This is a genomic window from Arthrobacter koreensis (assembly GCF_035792275.1).
GTDB classification, from domain to species: Bacteria; Actinomycetota; Actinomycetes; order Actinomycetales; family Micrococcaceae; genus Arthrobacter_B; species Arthrobacter_B koreensis_A.
In genome coordinates this window covers 111,382-126,361 of sequence record NZ_JAMWKK010000012.1, presented here as the reverse complement: position 1 = coordinate 126,361, position 14,980 = coordinate 111,382, and the positions used below count along the sequence as shown (strand labels likewise).

At 64.8% G+C, this 14,980-nt stretch carries 15 protein-coding genes; 9 read left to right on the top strand and 6 right to left on the bottom strand.

Annotated features, from left to right (window positions below):
• Positions 1-12: 12 nt before the first annotated feature.
• The 3 genes from NGB94_RS12685 to NGB94_RS12675 form a co-directional block, all read right to left on the bottom strand.
• On the bottom strand, positions 13-1,575 hold the full coding sequence (locus tag NGB94_RS12685) for a putative bifunctional diguanylate cyclase/phosphodiesterase (protein ID WP_325791016.1): 1,563 nt from the start codon (positions 1,573-1,575) through the stop codon (positions 13-15).
• On the bottom strand, positions 1,572-2,003 hold the full coding sequence (locus NGB94_RS12680; protein ID WP_325791015.1) for an STAS/SEC14 domain-containing protein: 432 nt from the start codon (positions 2,001-2,003) through the stop codon (positions 1,572-1,574). The genes NGB94_RS12685 and NGB94_RS12680 overlap by 4 nt, the downstream gene beginning before the upstream one ends.
• Positions 2,004-2,222: 219 nt before the next feature.
• Positions 2,223-3,317 carry a hypothetical protein gene (locus NGB94_RS12675; RefSeq protein ID WP_325791013.1) on the bottom strand — a complete coding sequence of 365 codons (1,095 nt, stop codon included), beginning with the start codon at positions 3,315-3,317 and terminating at the stop codon, positions 2,223-2,225.
• A gap of 468 nt (positions 3,318-3,785) precedes the next feature.
• Here NGB94_RS12675 and deoC point away from each other — a divergent pair, with 468 nt between their 5' ends.
• The 3 genes from deoC to NGB94_RS12660 all read left to right on the top strand — a co-directional run bounded on the left by deoC (position 3,786) and on the right by NGB94_RS12660 (position 5,092).
• Positions 3,786-4,493, top strand: coding sequence for a deoxyribose-phosphate aldolase (gene deoC, locus NGB94_RS12670; RefSeq protein ID WP_325791011.1), 708 nt, complete (start codon positions 3,786-3,788; stop codon positions 4,491-4,493).
• Positions 4,494-4,534: 41 nt separating this feature from the next.
• Positions 4,535-4,786 (top strand): hypothetical protein, encoded by a 252-nt coding sequence (locus tag NGB94_RS12665; protein WP_152228627.1) that lies wholly within the window; start codon positions 4,535-4,537, stop codon positions 4,784-4,786.
• Between the two features lie 165 nt (positions 4,787-4,951).
• Positions 4,952-5,092, top strand: coding sequence for a hypothetical protein (locus tag NGB94_RS12660; RefSeq protein WP_325791010.1), 141 nt, complete (start codon positions 4,952-4,954; stop codon positions 5,090-5,092).
• A 52-nt stretch (positions 5,093-5,144) separates the two neighbouring features.
• Here NGB94_RS12660 and NGB94_RS12655 read toward each other — a convergent pair whose 3' ends face one another.
• Together NGB94_RS12655 and NGB94_RS12650 are read right to left on the bottom strand one after the other, a co-directional pair.
• Entirely contained in the window at positions 5,145-6,146 is a 1,002-nt protein-coding gene (locus tag NGB94_RS12655) for an SIS domain-containing protein (protein WP_325791009.1), read from the bottom strand.
• Positions 6,125-7,345 (bottom strand): hypothetical protein, encoded by a 1,221-nt coding sequence (locus NGB94_RS12650; RefSeq protein WP_325791007.1) that lies wholly within the window; start codon positions 7,343-7,345, stop codon positions 6,125-6,127. The genes NGB94_RS12655 and NGB94_RS12650 overlap by 22 nt, the downstream gene beginning before the upstream one ends.
• A gap of 163 nt (positions 7,346-7,508) precedes the next feature.
• Here NGB94_RS12650 and NGB94_RS12645 point away from each other — a divergent pair, with 163 nt between their 5' ends.
• From NGB94_RS12645 to NGB94_RS12630, 4 genes are read left to right on the top strand one after another with little or no spacing between them, the layout of a single operon-like run.
• Positions 7,509-8,600, top strand: coding sequence for a spermidine/putrescine ABC transporter substrate-binding protein (locus tag NGB94_RS12645; protein WP_325791006.1), 1,092 nt, complete (start codon positions 7,509-7,511; stop codon positions 8,598-8,600).
• 6 nt (positions 8,601-8,606) lie between these two features.
• Positions 8,607-9,509 (top strand): ABC transporter permease, encoded by a 903-nt coding sequence (locus tag NGB94_RS12640; protein WP_325791005.1) that lies wholly within the window; start codon positions 8,607-8,609, stop codon positions 9,507-9,509.
• The gene (locus NGB94_RS12635) at positions 9,506-10,360 is read left to right on the top strand and encodes an ABC transporter permease (RefSeq protein WP_325791004.1); all 855 of its coding nucleotides are present in this window, start codon (positions 9,506-9,508) and stop codon (positions 10,358-10,360) included. The genes NGB94_RS12640 and NGB94_RS12635 overlap by 4 nt, the downstream gene beginning before the upstream one ends.
• The gene (locus tag NGB94_RS12630) at positions 10,357-11,475 is read left to right on the top strand and encodes an ABC transporter ATP-binding protein (RefSeq protein WP_325791003.1); all 1,119 of its coding nucleotides are present in this window, start codon (positions 10,357-10,359) and stop codon (positions 11,473-11,475) included. Before NGB94_RS12635 ends, NGB94_RS12630 begins: the two co-directional genes overlap by 4 nt.
• Here the strand turns inward: NGB94_RS12630 and NGB94_RS12625 are convergent.
• Positions 11,454-12,065: a TetR/AcrR family transcriptional regulator gene (locus NGB94_RS12625; protein ID WP_325791002.1), complete on the bottom strand. Its 612-nt coding sequence runs from the start codon at positions 12,063-12,065 to the stop codon at positions 11,454-11,456. The two genes, NGB94_RS12630 and NGB94_RS12625, sit on opposite strands and share 22 nt — an antisense overlap.
• A 108-nt stretch (positions 12,066-12,173) precedes the next feature.
• On the opposite strand from NGB94_RS12625, the gene NGB94_RS12620 reads away from it, so the two are divergent.
• A complete protein-coding gene (locus NGB94_RS12620; protein ID WP_325791001.1) occupies positions 12,174-13,466 on the top strand; it encodes a glycosyltransferase in 1,293 nt (430 codons plus the stop codon).
• Positions 13,467-13,519: 53 nt separating this feature from the next.
• Positions 13,520-14,977 carry an aminobutyraldehyde dehydrogenase gene (locus NGB94_RS12615; protein ID WP_325791000.1) on the top strand — a complete coding sequence of 486 codons (1,458 nt, stop codon included), beginning with the start codon at positions 13,520-13,522 and terminating at the stop codon, positions 14,975-14,977.
• The last annotated feature ends 3 nt before the right edge of the window (positions 14,978-14,980 follow it).

The window sequence follows — 14,980 nt, the reverse complement described above, 5'->3', positions numbered from 1 at the left end:
TCCGCGGCGGCGCTAGCCGGCTGCTGCCGGGGCCTGCACCAGCGGCAGTGTGGTGCCTGCTTCCAGGATGGCCTGGATCTGTCCGGCAGCCAGCGGGCGGCTGAAATAGTACCCCTGGCCGTTGCGGCAGCCGAGCACCAGCAGGTCCGCTGCCTGGTCGAGTGTTTCGATGCCTTCGAAGACCGCTTCCATCCCCGCTGCGCGGATCAGTCCGTGGACCGCGTCGACGAACTCGCGCTGGCCGGGGTCCGCGCTGATGTCCCGGATGAGGCTCCGGTCCACCTTCACTGTCTGGACGGGCAGCCGGCGGAGGTAGCTGATCGAGGAGTATCCGGTGCCGAAGTCGTCGATTTCTATGCCGACTCCCAGGGCGTTGAGCGATTTCAGCGAGTACATTTCCACGTCACCGCCGCTCACGAACGCGCTCTCGGTGATTTCGATGACCAGCCTCGATGCCCGGATGCCGGTTTCCAGGAGGTCCTGGCGCACGTGGTCCACCAGGTCCAGGCGCTGCAGTTCCATGGCCGAGAGGTTCACCCGCACCTTGAAGTCTTCATCAAGGTCCAGATCTTCTTCCCAGCGGGCCAGCTGCTCCAGTGCCGCGCGCAGGACCCACCGGCCCAGGTCCAGGATGATTCCGGTTTCTTCCGCGATAGGAATGAAGTCATCGGGCATGATGAGGCCGCGCTGGGGATGCTGCCAGCGGATCAGCGCTTCCACGCCGCTCATCCTGCCCGTGGCCAGTTCGACTACGGGCTGGTAGTCGAGGAACAGTTCGTTGCGCCCGACCCCTTCACGCAGCTCGGCGGCCATGTCCCGGCGAAGCTGCCGGGCGTAGAGCATTACCGGTTCAAACGCCTTGCTTTGTCCCCGTCCGGCGTCCTTGGCAGCGTACATGGCGGTATCGGCCCTGACCATGATGTCTTCGGCGCTTTCGCCTGCCGCCGCTGTGTGGACACCGACGCTGGCGCGCGGCCACACATCCAGTTCCTCCACCCGGATGCAGTCTGCCAGGGCTTCATGGATGCGGGCAGCAACGCCCATCGCGGTGCTTAGCCCGGTTTCCGGAAGCAGGACGGCGAATTCGTCCCCGCCCAGCCTGGCCACGGTGTCACCGCGGCGGACTGCCCACCGGATCCTCCTGGCGACTTCCACCAGCACCAGGTCTCCGGTTTGGTGGCCGAAGCTGTCATTGATGTCCTTGAAGGCATCGAGGTCTATCAGCAGCACGGAGGGCCGGCCGGCGCCTGCGTGCGAGGCGAGCAGCGCCGCCTCGATCTCGTGCATGAGTGCCGTGCGGTTGGCCGTTCCGGTCAGGGCGTCGCTCATGGCCATCCGCTGCATCTGCCGGTGGGCAGCCTGCAGCTCCCGGGTCCGGGATTCAACCCGTTCCTCAAAGTCCTGGTAGACGGAGTTCAGTTCCTCGGCCAGCAGGTTAATGCCGGTGATGACGGCGTCCACGTCGTCGCGCTTGGGCGAAGTGCGGATCCTGGTGCCGAGGTCTCCGGCGGCAATGCGGACTATGCCGTCCACTACCTGCTGGAGTCTGGGGTCTCCGTCCTCAACGCCCGTCATCCGGCTTTCCCTTCGAGCCAGCTAAGGGCCTCAGTCCTTGATGAGAAGTACCTGGTGGGACAGGACGGCAAGTCACCTCCGAGCAGGAAATTCGCGATGACACGGTCAACCTGTGAAGACCCGAGGACGGCGACTGCCGAGGCTGAATGCGCTCCGCCGAAGACTGAGCGGGCGCTGCGCGTTATGGATTCGATCCCGGTCAGCTCCAGCAGGAGCGGCATCATGCCTGATCCGGTCAGTTCTTCGAACTCCGAGGCAGCCCGTGCCGCGATTCCCCCGGTGATAACAGCGCCGGGCGGAAGGACCAGGCTGATGAAGCCGTCCTCCAGGGATACCTCGGCATACCCTTCGGCCAGGCCTGTTGCTGCAGTCCCGGCAGCAGGCGAGGCTTTTTCCGGCAGCGGCGCTGCGCTCTCAACGACCGTCATATGGTGCCCCCGGCGCGGCTTGGCGAGGTGTTGCGGAACGGATCAGTTCCGTGCGGCCCTGCGAGATCTAAAAGTCGATACTTTCCCATGTTTCCCCCCAAAGCCAAAGGTACCCCAGCGATTCATGAAACGGAGGATTTCGAGACACCATTTCAAGCTGGGTTGAAATTTCCAAGCGTGCTTACCGGCACCGGGTTCACGCTCCGAATCCGTCGAGCATTACCCGTCCGTTGTTTCCTGCAATTGGGTCAGGAACCTTCTGGACTGCTCAGCACGGGCGCCGGCCCCTGCCGAGTCGAACAGCCGCGCGCTCTCTGCAAAGCGGTCGGCGGCATGCTGCAGATGACCTTCGGCACGAAGAATCCGCGCCAATAGAAAGCGTGCTTCACCCTCGATGTGCGGGGCCATCATTTCCGACTTTTCCATCACTACGTTCATCTGTGAGCGTGCGGCCGCAAGCTCTCCCGTGAGGAATGACCAGTAGGCGCGCGTTATCGCCAGTTCAATTTCGTCCTGCGGCGTGCCGCCGGTGATGGAGATAGCCATTTCGGCACGTTCAATGCACTGCAGCGTTTCGGGCTCGACAAGGTTGGCGGTGAGACGCATAAAAGCTGAGGCCTTGTTAAAAAGCGCCCATAAGCTTACATCGTTGATAGGCGAAAGGGATGCTGAGGCGAGCCCGTGATAATGCGTAGCCTCGCGGTGCCGCCCTGCCAGGAAGGCAGCGTTTCCAACTGACCAGTAAGCCTTGCCAGCCCTCTCCAGACCAGCATCCTCCCCGACCATCGCTGCGAGCACTTCCGCTTCTGCCCAGGCATCCTCAAAATTACCGCTCTCGGCCAGGACCGCCACGAGGACCTGCTGGGCCTCGATTTTTCCCCGGCCCCCCACGTCACCGTCAGGAAGATCGAGCGCTGCATCCCTGGCAACTTCCAACGCCTGCGGCAGAAGCCCCTGCCCTTGAAGGCCAAGGGACCGGAGCGCCTTTGCCTTAGCCGCCAGTTGCGGATCCTCCAGCGAAAGCCGGTGGTCGGCCAATTCCCGTGCAGTTTCAGCGCACTCACTCATTTGACCAAGTTCAAGCTGGCATTCCCCCAGCAGGAACGTCATACGCCACCACCCGGCCTCATCACCGTTCTGGCTGGCTGCTGCCGCTGCCTTTTCGGCGTACCGCCTGGCTTCAGCATAGTCCCGGCCTTCCCAATGCTGACGAGCCTTGTACTCGCTTAGTATGAAGTCATTGATCATCCAAAAGCCACGACTTTCTCGGTATCCTGCACGGCGGTTGCAACACCATGTTTCATTCTTGCGCATGGGGTGCCGTCCTGGCCGCAACGTTACGCTGCAACGCGGGAATGAGGCGGCCGCTGCGGGCCGCCGCAGCATATACGCAAGATATCCTGAAATTTGGATACACGAACCGATTTCTCGTCTGTGTGTTAGGTACACTTTCATTGTCAGCTAGGCGTGAATCACTCACCAAGGAGCACAAATGAAGAAACTAGGCGCATCGCTTCTTCTCGCGGCGGCCATTACGGCTGTAGGAGTAGCCGCACCGGCGAATGCGGCACCGTCGTTCGGGAACAATGGCGGCGGGACGGTTTCTCCGCTCGTCAACTGGTGGCCGAACTAAGTCAGTGCCGGCCGGGCTCCAGTCCCTTGGGACTGGAGCCCGGCTTTTCCTCTTTAACGGCTAATTCATACCCCAAAGTGCCGAGGGAACCGGCGCACGCATGTCTCCGTCATATGGGAGACTGGAAGACCAGTTTGGAAAGGACCGCCATGCCCACGAACGCCGCGCCTGAAGAGACTCCGCAGACCGCTGACCTCGCCTCCTACATTGACCACACGCTGCTGAAGCCGGAAGCTTCCCGCGAGGACATCCTGCGGGTCTGCGAAGAAGCAGCCCAGTACGGATTCAAGTCCGTCTGCGTCAATCCCCTCTGGGTTTCAACAGTGCACACAGCCTTAAAGGACTCAGGTGTGGACACCTGCTCCGTCATCGGCTTCCCGCTCGGAGCCACCACCACTGAAGTGAAGGTCTTCGAAGCACAGGGTGCCCTGCAGGACGGTGCTGACGAGATCGACATGGTGATCGACATCGCCGCTGCCCGGCGCGGTGACCGGGAAGCACTGGTCCGCGACATCGCTTCCGTTGCCGAGGCCGTGCATGAGGCCGGCGCGATCCTGAAGGTCATCATCGAGACCTCGCTGCTCACCGACGAGCAGAAGGTCCTGGCCTGTGAAGCATCCGTAGAAGCCGGAGCAGACTTCGTGAAGACCTCCACCGGATTCAACGGCGGAGGCGCCACAGTCCAGGATGTTGAACTTATGCGCCGGACAGTGGGCCCTGACCTGGGTGTGAAGGCTTCCGGAGGCGTCCGCAGCCGGGAAGATGCACTGGCAATGATCGCTGCCGGCGCCACACGAATTGGAGCTAGCTCCGGAATCGCTATTGTTAAGGGTGGTAACGGCGGGTCCGGTTACTGATCCGTCCGCCGCTGAAAACTTTTTGAAACGGAGAAACTCCCATGGCACGAACCAAGGCCAAGCAGCCCACCCACTCGGGCGAAGGACACCTGGTCTCGAACCTCGTCACGTTCATCGTCTTCTTCGGGCTCTTCCTTGCCTCGATTTACGCCCTGAACTGGCTGACCCTCGACGTCGTCTGGCCGATGGTGGCCTGCCTCGTCGTAGGTACGCTCGTTTATCTCATCCCGTTCATGATGGGCCGTTCGGACACCACGGTTGAACTGGCCGAAGGCAAGTCACACAACGAGTAATCGGCAGGGCTGATAGCCCCGCAAATGAAAAGAAAACTGCACGCCGGGCATCGCCCGGCGTGCAGTTTTGTTTTACTGGCGGTGGTTTTTTCGGGTAAAGCAAGGCAGGAAACAAGTAGTAAGTACTCTTAGCACTTAGCCGGCACCGTTCTTACAGTCATCCGCATGAGCACAACACTGACCCGCAGGCAATGGCGCGCTGAACGTATCCGCCAGCAGCGGTTTACCCGGTTCTCGTACTCGGCCATCGCAGCCCTGGTGCTGTCGGCGGTCATCGTCTTTGCGATTGCCATCCAGCAGACGTAAACCGGTCAAGCACCGGTCAAACCGCTGGAACCAACCCGGCAGACGGTCCTGCCTACAGGACAGTGCCTGCAGTGACCTGCGCGCTCCAGGAGTGCTCCGGGTCCTTGCTGTACCAGTCCCAGGCCAGCAGTTCCGGCACCATTGTCTCCACCAGGGCAGAAACCAGCCACTGTTCCTGCCCCGGATAGGAAACGGTAAGTGCCGCTTCCGGAATCCCTTCGCCGACGGCGACGACCTGCGCCCCGCGCGGAATCATCCAGTCCAGGGCCTGCTGGTCCCACCGCGAGCCCGTGAAGAGCAGCGCCCGGTAGTCAAGTGTCTTGGACAGGTAGACATCAACGTGGGACCAGTCCCCCGTCTCGCTGCCGTAGGCCGGGCGGCGGGGTACTTCCCGGATCATCAGCGACCCCTGGGCCGCACTGGAGAACCGTTCGGCGGGCGCCAGCAGGAAGGTTCCCTCGGGACCCAGCAGCAGCTCGGAGACCTGCGGCAGCCACTGGTCCGAAGTGCCCAGGACCGACCGCGCACCAACCGCTGCACGCTGTGCCGTTTCCGCGAGAGTTCCGTAGGAGGCGCCGTAGCGTTCCAGCAGCGCGGCTATGACCAGGAGGGAATGCCGGAAGTTCCGGCAGGAAATCCCGGAGACCTCCTCCCCTGCGTTCATCTCCACCGTGTAGTCGGCCATGGCTGCCAGCGGAGAGCCGGGCCTGTTGGTTACCGCAACGAGGCCGCCGGTGCCGCGGTAGCGTTCAGCCGCTGCCAGGACCTCCACGCTGGTTCCGGTAGCGGACACGGCAATCACCAGGAGGTCGGGTGCCGGCGGCGGGAGCAGCGCCGTGCTGGCCAGCTCCACCTGGACATTCACTCCATCCGCGCGCGCCTTCCGCGCCGCAGTGGCAGCGGCGTAGGCACTGGATCCCATGCCGAGGATCAGGATGCGGCCGGCATCCGGCAGTTCCGCTGCGCCTGGGTATCCGGCCTGGAGCAGTGCTGCCATCCGGTCAAGATAGTCAGGGACCAGCTGCAGGTCCTCTAGGAAGCGGGAGGTGTCCACGCGGGCTCCTTTGTCTGTGTGGTGCGGGCAGGGTCCCGCTCGAACCGGTAGGTGATGGCGCCGTCCGCGGCGTATTGCCAGCGGGGCAGGAAACGGTGGGCGTAGATGAGTTCGCGCAGCAGCTGCTCAGCTATCAAACCGGGCAGCATGGCCTCATCGAGAAGCTGCGGGAAACCGGCAGCAGCTGCGGTGGAACGGTAGGCAGAAACCAGCTGTTCCTGCGCCTCGCCCGCCCAGCCATACAGCCTCTCCAGCGACGCAGCGTCACCCGCCTGCAGCCGCTTTGCGGCCACGGAGGCCACCATGTCCAGGCTCGCCGCGAGATGCGCGACGTCGCGGGCGGCCGTATCCGGACGGTCACGTTCAGCGTCCGGCAGCTGGGGGTCGCCGTCGAAGTCCAGCAGCCAGTACCTGCTGCCGGAGCGCAGCACCTGGCCCACATGCAGGTCACCGTGCAGGTCGAAAGCGGGTGCGCAGGTTTCGGGTATTCCCGCAAGCAGGGCACGCAGGCTGTGGGCCCGGCCCGCAAGCCTCTCTCCGGCGTCGCCTCCCGTCAGGGCCAGCGCAACGTCCAGCACACCGTCGGCCCGAGCCCGGACCTCGGCTGCGCCCGGGGCAGGCAGCGGATCACCTGCAAACAGTGCCGCGTGCACCTCAGCGGCGAGACGCCCCAGCGCGGCAGGGAAATCCGGGAGCGCCCCGCCGCGGAACCAGTCCGCGACGTCGTCCGCTGCCCAGGTCCAGCCGTCTTCCGCATCAGGGATCACCGCGCTGACCAGCGCCACGGTGGAGCGGCCGTGTTCGGGATGTTCCCAGTCCAGGGATCCGAAGTAGCCCGGTACGGCATCGACACCGGCAGCGGCGAGCCGGGCCAGCAGCCGGGAAGAGCGGTCGGCCCCGCCCCAGCGGCGCATCAGCTTGATGATTTTGTCGCCGCCCACGACCACCGACAGGTTGGTCATGTCCACGGGCACAGGAACCTCGTCGAATCCGGGGCCGGCGGCCAGCCGGGTCCGGACCGCATGCAGCTCCCCGGAGGTCACAGCCAGGTCCGCCGCGCTGCCGGCAAGGACCGCCACCGCAAGGTCTGCAGCAAGGCCCGACCCGGCCGACGCGGGCCTGCCCTGGGAGTCCAAAGCTGTCAGGACGCCGTCGGGCTCAAGCCGCAAACAGCCGTGCACGGCCCTCAGTTCATCCATAAAACCACCTTCACATTCCTTGCACGTCGATTCAAGGACCGTTTGTTAAATGCTTGTTACGGCTGAAAATAACCGTTGTATTCCTTGAACTCTAATGCAAAGATCAATTTCACCACCCGGCCCGGGTGTGATCCAAGACACAAGCGCCTGAGTAGGAGCCATCGTGAGTTTCCAGCGCATTACACGGACTGCCGCCGTAGTGGCAACAGCGGTCCTTGCCCTGTCAGCTTGCGGCGGAGGAAGCGGGTCTGCGGACCTGAACCCCGAAGCCGACATCAGCCAGCAGAAGCTCGTAGTCGGCATCTGGGCCGACTACTACCCCGAAGACCTGGCCGAGACCTTCGAAGCGGAGACGGGCGTTCCCGTCCAGATCGTGCATCACGCCACGAACGAAGAGATCATGGCCAAGCTGACCGCCGGCGGCGACTCCGGCATTGACGTGGCCTTCGTATCCGGTCAGTACGCCCAGGCCCTCAATGAAGGCGGAATGCTCCAGGAGCTCGATCATTCCCTGATGCCCAACATCGAGAACCTGTACCCGGAGGCCATGGAAATGGCTTACGACGACGGCAACACCTTCTCCCTTCCCTACGCGTGGGGAACCACCGGGCTGTGCTACCGCTCGGACCTCCTGCCGGCAGAGCCCACGTCCTGGAAGGATCTCCTTGAGCCGTCCGCAGAGGTTGCCGGCAAGACCACCATGCTCTCCACCGAACGCTGGATGGCACTGCCGGCGCTGAAGGCCCTGGGCTACTCGGTGAACTCCGAGAACCCGGATGAGCTGGCTGCCGTGAAGGAACAGCTCACCGCCACCAAGCCCACCCTGCTTTCCTTTGATGACACCACCTTCTACTCCAAGCTCGTGACCGGTGAAGCCGTGCTGACCGAGGCCTGGGACGGCTGGTGCAACTACGGCATCACCGAGGATCCGAACATCAAGTTCACCGTTCCCGAAGAAGGCAGCGACCTCTGGGTGGACACCATGACGGTGCTGAAGTCCTCGCAGAACAAGGAGGCCGCCATGGCGTTCCTCAACTACGTGCTGGAACCCGAGGTCCACTCCTGGGCTGCCGAGAACATCCTCTACAAGGTCCCGAACAAGGCGGCCATGGAGGCACTGGATCCGGAGCTGCTGGCCACCTATCCGAACCTGGCCATGACTCCCGCCGAACTGGCAGAGCAGGAAGTCATTGTCGACCTGGGTGACTACAGCACCGAGTACACCCGTCTCGCCACGGAAATCTCCGCGAAGTAGCTTCCCGTGCCTGCTCTCCGCTCCGCAGCCTCCGGCGCCGCCTGGCGCCGGAGGCTGACCGGGCTTCCCATCCTCGGCCCCGGCGTTCTGGTCCTCTTTGTGCTGGCGGTCCTCCCGGTGGCGCTGGTCACCGTGTATGCCTTTTTTGAGCGCGGCCGGTTCGGCGGCGTCGAATACAACTTCACGCTGGACAACTTCATCCGCCTGGCAGATCCGCTGTACCTGGGCGTGGTGCTGAAGTCCATCGTCATTGCCGGTGCCGCCACAGGTATCACCCTGCTGATCGGCTACCCCGCCGCCCTGTTCATTTCCCGGTTGCCCAAGCGCTGGCGGACCCTGGCACTGATTGCCGTGCTGCTGCCGTTCTGGACCAACTTCCTGATCCGCACGTACGCCTGGATCCTGCTGCTGAACAACGCCGGATGGATCAACCAGGGCCTGCAGTGGCTGGGCATCACCACCGAACCGGTCGCCATGCTGTACACCGAACCGGCCGTCGTCGTCGGACTGGTCTACATGTACCTGCCGCTGATGATCCTGCCGCTCTACGCGTCCCTTTCCTCCCAGGATCCGCAGCTGACCGAAGCCGCCACCAACCTCGGTTCCTCCCCCTTCCGGGTTTTCCGCACCGTGACCCTGCCGCTCTCCGCCCCCGGCGCATTGACCGGCTGCATCTTCGTGTTTGTGCCCGCGATGGGCAACTTCATCATTCCGGAGCTGATCGGCGGCGGTAAGACGGTGCTGATCGGCAACCTCATCCGCGACCAGTTCCTCAAGGCCCGGGACTGGCCCTTCGGCGCCGCGCTGGCACTGGTCATGACCGCGTTCCTGGTGCTCCTCCTGGTGCTCCAGCAGCGCGCGTCGCGTGCCGTCAGCGAAGGCAAGACCTCACGGAAGGCGGACGCATGAGCACCACCGCAGCCACATCCGGCACCTCCGCGTCTCCCCGCCCGGCCGGAGTGAAGAATGTACGACGCCGCGGCGCGCGGCCCGGCAGCGGCTGGCACCTGAGGGTGCCGTTCTGGGCAGCCATCGGGTTCCTCTACCTGCCCATCCTCGTGGTCACCGCCATGTCCTTCAACGCCTCCTCCAACCTGTTCTCCTGGTCCGGGTTCTCGCTGAAGTGGTACGCGGAGGTCTTCCGCTCGCCGGAGATCCTCGCGTCCCTGGGCAACACCCTGATCGTGGCCGCGGCCGCAGCAGCCCTGGCCACCGTGCTGGGCACCCTGACCGCCGTCGGAATCCACCGCTACACCAGGGGCGGGCTGATCCGGGCGATTGCCATTGCCCCGGCCATGCTCCCGGACCTGCTGCTGGCCATCGGCCTGCTGAGCTTGTTCACCCTGCTGAACTTCACCCTGGGCCTGCTCTCCGTGATCCTGGCCCACACCGTGTTCGCGATGGCCTTCGTGACCGCGATTGTCCTGGCCCGGCTGGCACAGGTTGACCCGTCCCTGGAGGAAGCTTCGCGTGACCTGGGTGCCTCCCCCGCCCGGACCCTGCTGAAAGTGACCGTTCCGCAGCTCGGACCGGCCATCATCTCCGGCGGACTGCTGGCGTTCACCCTCTCCCTGGACGAATTCGTCATCGCGTTCTTCACCACCAGTCCTGCCGTCTCCACCCTGCCCATCAACATCTACTCGATGGTGCGCTTCGGCGTCTCCCCCGAAATCAATGCACTCGCCACCATGCTGCTGGGCCTGACCGTCCTGGCGGTCCTGGGCACGCAGCGCCTGACCAAGATTGCGGATTCACTATGACCACCGGACCGAACACCGTTTCCGCGGACCAGCCGCTGCTGCAGCTGCGCTCCCTCAGCCACAGCTACGGCGCCGTCCAGGCACTGCACGGCATCGACCTGGACATCGCCGGCAACGAGTTCTTCGCGCTGCTGGGTCCCTCCGGCTGCGGCAAGAGCACCCTGCTGCGCTCCATCGCCGGTTTCGAGACTCCCGCCGAAGGAGAGATCCTGCTCGACGGCGAACCCCTCACCCGGCTGCCGGCCCACCGCCGGCCGGTGAACATGATGTTCCAGTCCTACGCCCTCTTCCCGCACCTGAGCGTGGAGAAGAACGTGGCCTACGGCCTGGAGGCCGAAGGAGCAGGCAAGGCCGAGGTGCGCCGCCGCGTCGGCGAAGCGCTGGAGACCATCGGACTGACCCGGTTCGCCAGGCGCCGCCCCGGACAGCTCTCCGGCGGCCAGCGCCAGCGGGTTGCCCTGGCCCGCGCCATCGTGAAGCGCCCCCGCCTGCTGCTGCTGGATGAGCCGCTCTCTGCCCTGGACCGCAAGGTCCGCGCCGAAATGCAGCTGGAGCTCAAGCGCCTGCAGCATGAAGCGGGCATGACGTTTGTCGTGGTGACCCACGACCAGGAAGAAGCCATGTCCATGGCGGACCGGGTGGCGGTGCTCAACGCCGGCCGGCTGGAGCAGGTGGACACCCCGGTGGCGCTTTACGCTGCTCCGCGCACCCGGTTCGTGGCCGACTTCATCGGCACCGCCAACGTGCTGGACGGCACCGCCGTCGCCGGCGGCATCGCCCTGGAAACCGGACTGGTGCTTCCCGCAGACCACACGCTGCCCGCCGGAACCGCAGCCACCGCCGTCGTGCGTCCGGAGGACGTCACCCTGGCACCGGCCGGAGCGGGCACGCTGGAGGGCACCGTAGTGGACACGTTCTTCCTGGGCGGCACCTCCACCGTGTCGGTGCAGGTGCCCGGCCTTGCCTCACCGTTTACGTGCAATGTCCGGGCAGTGCAGGTTCCGCAGCGCGGCTCGCAGGTTGGCCTGGTCATCGACGCGGCACGGACCGTGGCCGTGGAAGATGACCGCGCGGCCTCCCCACGCGGTGCCGCTCAGGAAACGGTCAGCCCGTGAGAAGTTGCGATGCGCGCGTAGTCCGCGATCAGCTCCGCCGCCGCTTCTGCGTCGATGCTGGGGTGGCGGGCAATGATCCGGTAGCCATAGGCATCTTCCAGGGCCACCAGGTTCCGGGCCACGGTCAGCGGATCCTGCGCCAGGGCAAACATCCCGCGGGCGGCGCCCTGCTCCAGGACCACCAGGTACATGCCCACCTGACGCTCATACAGCGAGGTCAGCAGCGTGGCGGTCACCGGATTGTTGCCGGCCGATCCACCCAGGGCACAGAGCATGGCCACCTGCGCGTCGTCGGGGCCGGAAGGCAGTCCGGAGCGGATCAGGGCCAGCAGCCGTGCGGCCGGATCATCAGGCAGCGAGGCGAGCATCTGCACCCGCTGTTCGTAGAAGCGCTCCATGGCTTCCCGGTTCGCCTCAAGCATCAGGTCATCGATGTTCGGGTAGTAGTACAGCACCGCCCCGCTGGTCAGCCCGGCTTCCTCGGCAACGCGGTTCAGCCTCGCCCCGTCCGGACCGTGCTTCGCCACCGCCCGCTGCGCGGCCGCCACGATTTCGCTGCGGCGTGCGGTCTGGTTCTTCGGGCGTGCCATGTAAAACCTTCCTCGAATGGACTGAGTCACCACAATAGGGCACGTCCGCCAAAATAGCCGCATTTCGAATAAGTAATTTGCATCACCCACCGATTTCAGGAGGCACCATTGACAAATTCACGCACTTTTCTTTTCATGCCGGAAAGCGCCTACGGGCCTACCAATAACTGCATTGGAATCGGCAACGAACTCCTGAAGCGCGGGCACCGGGTGGTCTTCGCCGCCGAGTCGTCCTGGCAGGGCAAACTCGCTCCGCTGGGCTTCGAGGAGGCGCTGGTCGACTTCGCACCCCCAGCGGAAGACAACGGCGAAGCGCAGGCCGGCGACTTCTGGAAGGAATACATCAAGGCCATCTCGCCCGAATTCCGGAAATCCACCCTGGAGCAGGCTGAAACAGTTATCCGGCCGATCTGGGAAGGCGCAATTGAAGGGGCAAAATACTGCGAGCCCGAATTGCGCCGCATAATTGCCAAAGTAAATCCCGATGTAATCATCGAGGACAACGTGGTGGCATTTCCTGCCCTGGTCACCGCAGGCAAGCCGTTCGTGCGGATCGTCTCCTGCAACCCGCTGGAAGTTCCCGGCCCGGGGATCGCCCCGGCCTACTCCGGGCTGGGCCAGGACGATGAGACCGGCTGGCAGGAGTACCGGGCGGAGTACGAACGGACGCACAAGGATCTCTGGGAAGACTTCAACGCCTGGGTCCAGGAACAGGGCGCTCCGGAACTGCCTCGGATGGAGTTCATTCACAGCGGAGTGCACAACATCTACGTCTACCCCGAGGAACTGGACTACACCGCCCGCCGCCCGCTGGATTCCAGCTGGACCCGCGTGGACTCCGCCGTGCGGGAGACCGAATCCGCCGTCGAACTTCCCGGGCACTTCACCGACGGCACCAAGCCGCTGATCTACTTCAGCCTGGGCTCCCTGGGCGGCGCCGACGTCGAACTGATGCAGCGCACCGTGGACATCCTCGGCACCGCCCGCGAGTACAACTTCATCGTCTCCAAGGGCCCGCGCGCGGAGGAGATCACCCTGGCGGAGAACATGTGGGGCTGCGAGTTCCTCCCGCAGACCCGCATTATTCCGGAGGTGGACCTGGTCATCACGCACGGCGGCAACAACACCACCACCGAGGCGCTGCACTTCGGCAAGCCGATGATCCTGCTGCCGCTGTTCTGGGACCAGTACGACAACGCCCAGCGTGTCCACGAATCCGGCTACGGCCGGCGGCTGGACACCTACACCTGCTCACCCGAAGAACTGCTGGGCTCCATCGCTGAACTGCTGAACGACGCGGACCTCCAGGCCCGCTGCCAGGCAGCCGGAGAACGGATCCGCGCCGTCGACGGCCTGTCCGCCGCAGCGACCGCACTGGAACAGGTCGCCGCAGCACACTAGCTCCAGCCCAAACGCACCAAATCTCCACATCGATACCAATGCAAGGAACCACCATGGCATCCGGAACTTTCATCTCCAACGACTACCGCACTTCCAACGGCGAAGTGCAGGAGCTCATCAACCCCGCCACCGGCGAAGTCTCGGGCACTCTCACCGCGTCCACCGTGGACGACGTCGACTCCGCCGTTGCGGCTGCCCGCGACGCCGCGGCGGGCTGGGCTGCGCAGACCCCGGGACAGCGTGCCCGCGTGCTGCTGAAGCTGGCTGACGCGCTGGAGGAGGACGCCGAGGCGCTCACCGAGCGTGAGGTCACCGAGGGCGGCAAGCCCTGGACCACAGTGCTGGACGGCGAGATCCCGTTCGGCGCGGACAACCTGCGGTTCTTCGCGGGCGCGGCCCGGTCCGTAGACGGCACCGGAGCAGGTGTGTTCTCCGACGGCTACACCTCCATGATGGTCCGCCGCCCGGTGGGTGTGGTTGCAGGCATTACGCCGTGGAACTTCCCGCTGATCATGGCGCTGTGGAAGGCCGGCCCCGCGCTGGCCGCCGGCAACACCGTGATCCTCAAGCCTGCTCCCCTGACACCCGGTTCAACGCTGCGGCTGGCCGAGCTGGCTGCCTCGGCAGGCCTGCCCGCCGGCGTGCTGAACGTGGTCACCGGCGGCGGGGACATCGGCTCCGCCCTGGCCGGACACCGGGGAGTGGACATGGTTTCGGTCACCGGTTCCACGGCCACTGGACGCGCCGTCATGCAGGGCGCGGTCAAGGACGTCAAGCGGGTGCACCTGGAACTGGGCGGCAAAGCCCCGGCGCTGGTCTTCGCCGACGCGGACGTAGCCCAGATGGCGCGAGCCGTCGCCCTGGGCGCCACCTACAACACCGGGCAGGACTGCACCGCGGCCACCCGCGTGTACATCCACCGCAGCATTTTCGACGACGCCGTTGCCGCCCTGCGCGCGGAACTTAAGGGCATCAATATCGGCGATCCGCACGATCCGGCCACGCACATCGGCCCGCTGATCTCCGCAGCACACCGGGAAAAGGTTGCCGGGTTCGTGCAGCGGGCGGTCGACGCCGGCGCCCAGGCGCTGGAAGGCGGCTCACCGCTGGAAGGACCCGGCTTCTACTTCCCGCCCACCCTTGTGGTTGGCGCAGGGCAGTCCTCGGAACTGGTGCAGGGCGAGATCTTTGGCCCGGTGCTGGTGGCCCTGCCATTCGACACGGAGGACGACGCCGTCGCCCTGGCCAATGACAGCGCGTACGGTCTGGCGTCCTCAGTCTGGACCGCCGACGTCGGGCGTGCCATCCGGGTCAGCCACCAGCTGGAAGTGGGTGTCACTTGGATCAATGACCACCTGCCGCTGGCCTCGGAGGCTCCGCACGGCGGAGTGAAAGGGTCCGGTTTCGGCAAGGACATGAGCATTGAACCGCTGCTGGACTACTCCGTGACCCGCCACCTGATGATCCGCCACGCGGTGCCGCCGGAAACCACCGGCTACCGCCCGGCCTGATCC

What these genes read in the sequence shown, in the direction of transcription:
- NGB94_RS12635 (WP_325791004.1), top strand. Translation starts at nt 9,506, where the DNA reads ATGAGCACCACCGCAGCCACATCCGGCACCTCCGCGTCTCCCCGCCCG.
- NGB94_RS12665 (WP_152228627.1), top strand. Translation starts at nt 4,535, where the DNA reads ATGGCACGAACCAAGGCCAAGCAGCCCACCCACTCGGGCGAAGGACAC.
- NGB94_RS12660 (WP_325791010.1), top strand. Translation starts at nt 4,952, where the DNA reads ATGAGCACAACACTGACCCGCAGGCAATGGCGCGCTGAACGTATCCGC.
- NGB94_RS12685 (WP_325791016.1), bottom strand. Translation starts at nt 1,575, where the DNA reads ATGACGGGCGTTGAGGACGGAGACCCCAGACTCCAGCAGGTAGTGGAC.
- NGB94_RS12680 (WP_325791015.1), bottom strand. Translation starts at nt 2,003, where the DNA reads ATGACGGTCGTTGAGAGCGCAGCGCCGCTGCCGGAAAAAGCCTCGCCT.
- NGB94_RS12675 (WP_325791013.1), bottom strand. Translation starts at nt 3,317, where the DNA reads ATGCGCAAGAATGAAACATGGTGTTGCAACCGCCGTGCAGGATACCGA.
- NGB94_RS12625 (WP_325791002.1), bottom strand. Translation starts at nt 12,065, where the DNA reads ATGGCACGCCCGAAGAACCAGACCGCACGCCGCAGCGAAATCGTGGCG.
- NGB94_RS12650 (WP_325791007.1), bottom strand. Translation starts at nt 7,345, where the DNA reads ATGGATGAACTGAGGGCCGTGCACGGCTGTTTGCGGCTTGAGCCCGAC.
- NGB94_RS12630 (WP_325791003.1), top strand. Translation starts at nt 10,357, where the DNA reads ATGACCACCGGACCGAACACCGTTTCCGCGGACCAGCCGCTGCTGCAG.
- NGB94_RS12615 (WP_325791000.1), top strand. Translation starts at nt 13,520, where the DNA reads ATGGCATCCGGAACTTTCATCTCCAACGACTACCGCACTTCCAACGGC.
- deoC (WP_325791011.1), top strand. Translation starts at nt 3,786, where the DNA reads ATGCCCACGAACGCCGCGCCTGAAGAGACTCCGCAGACCGCTGACCTC.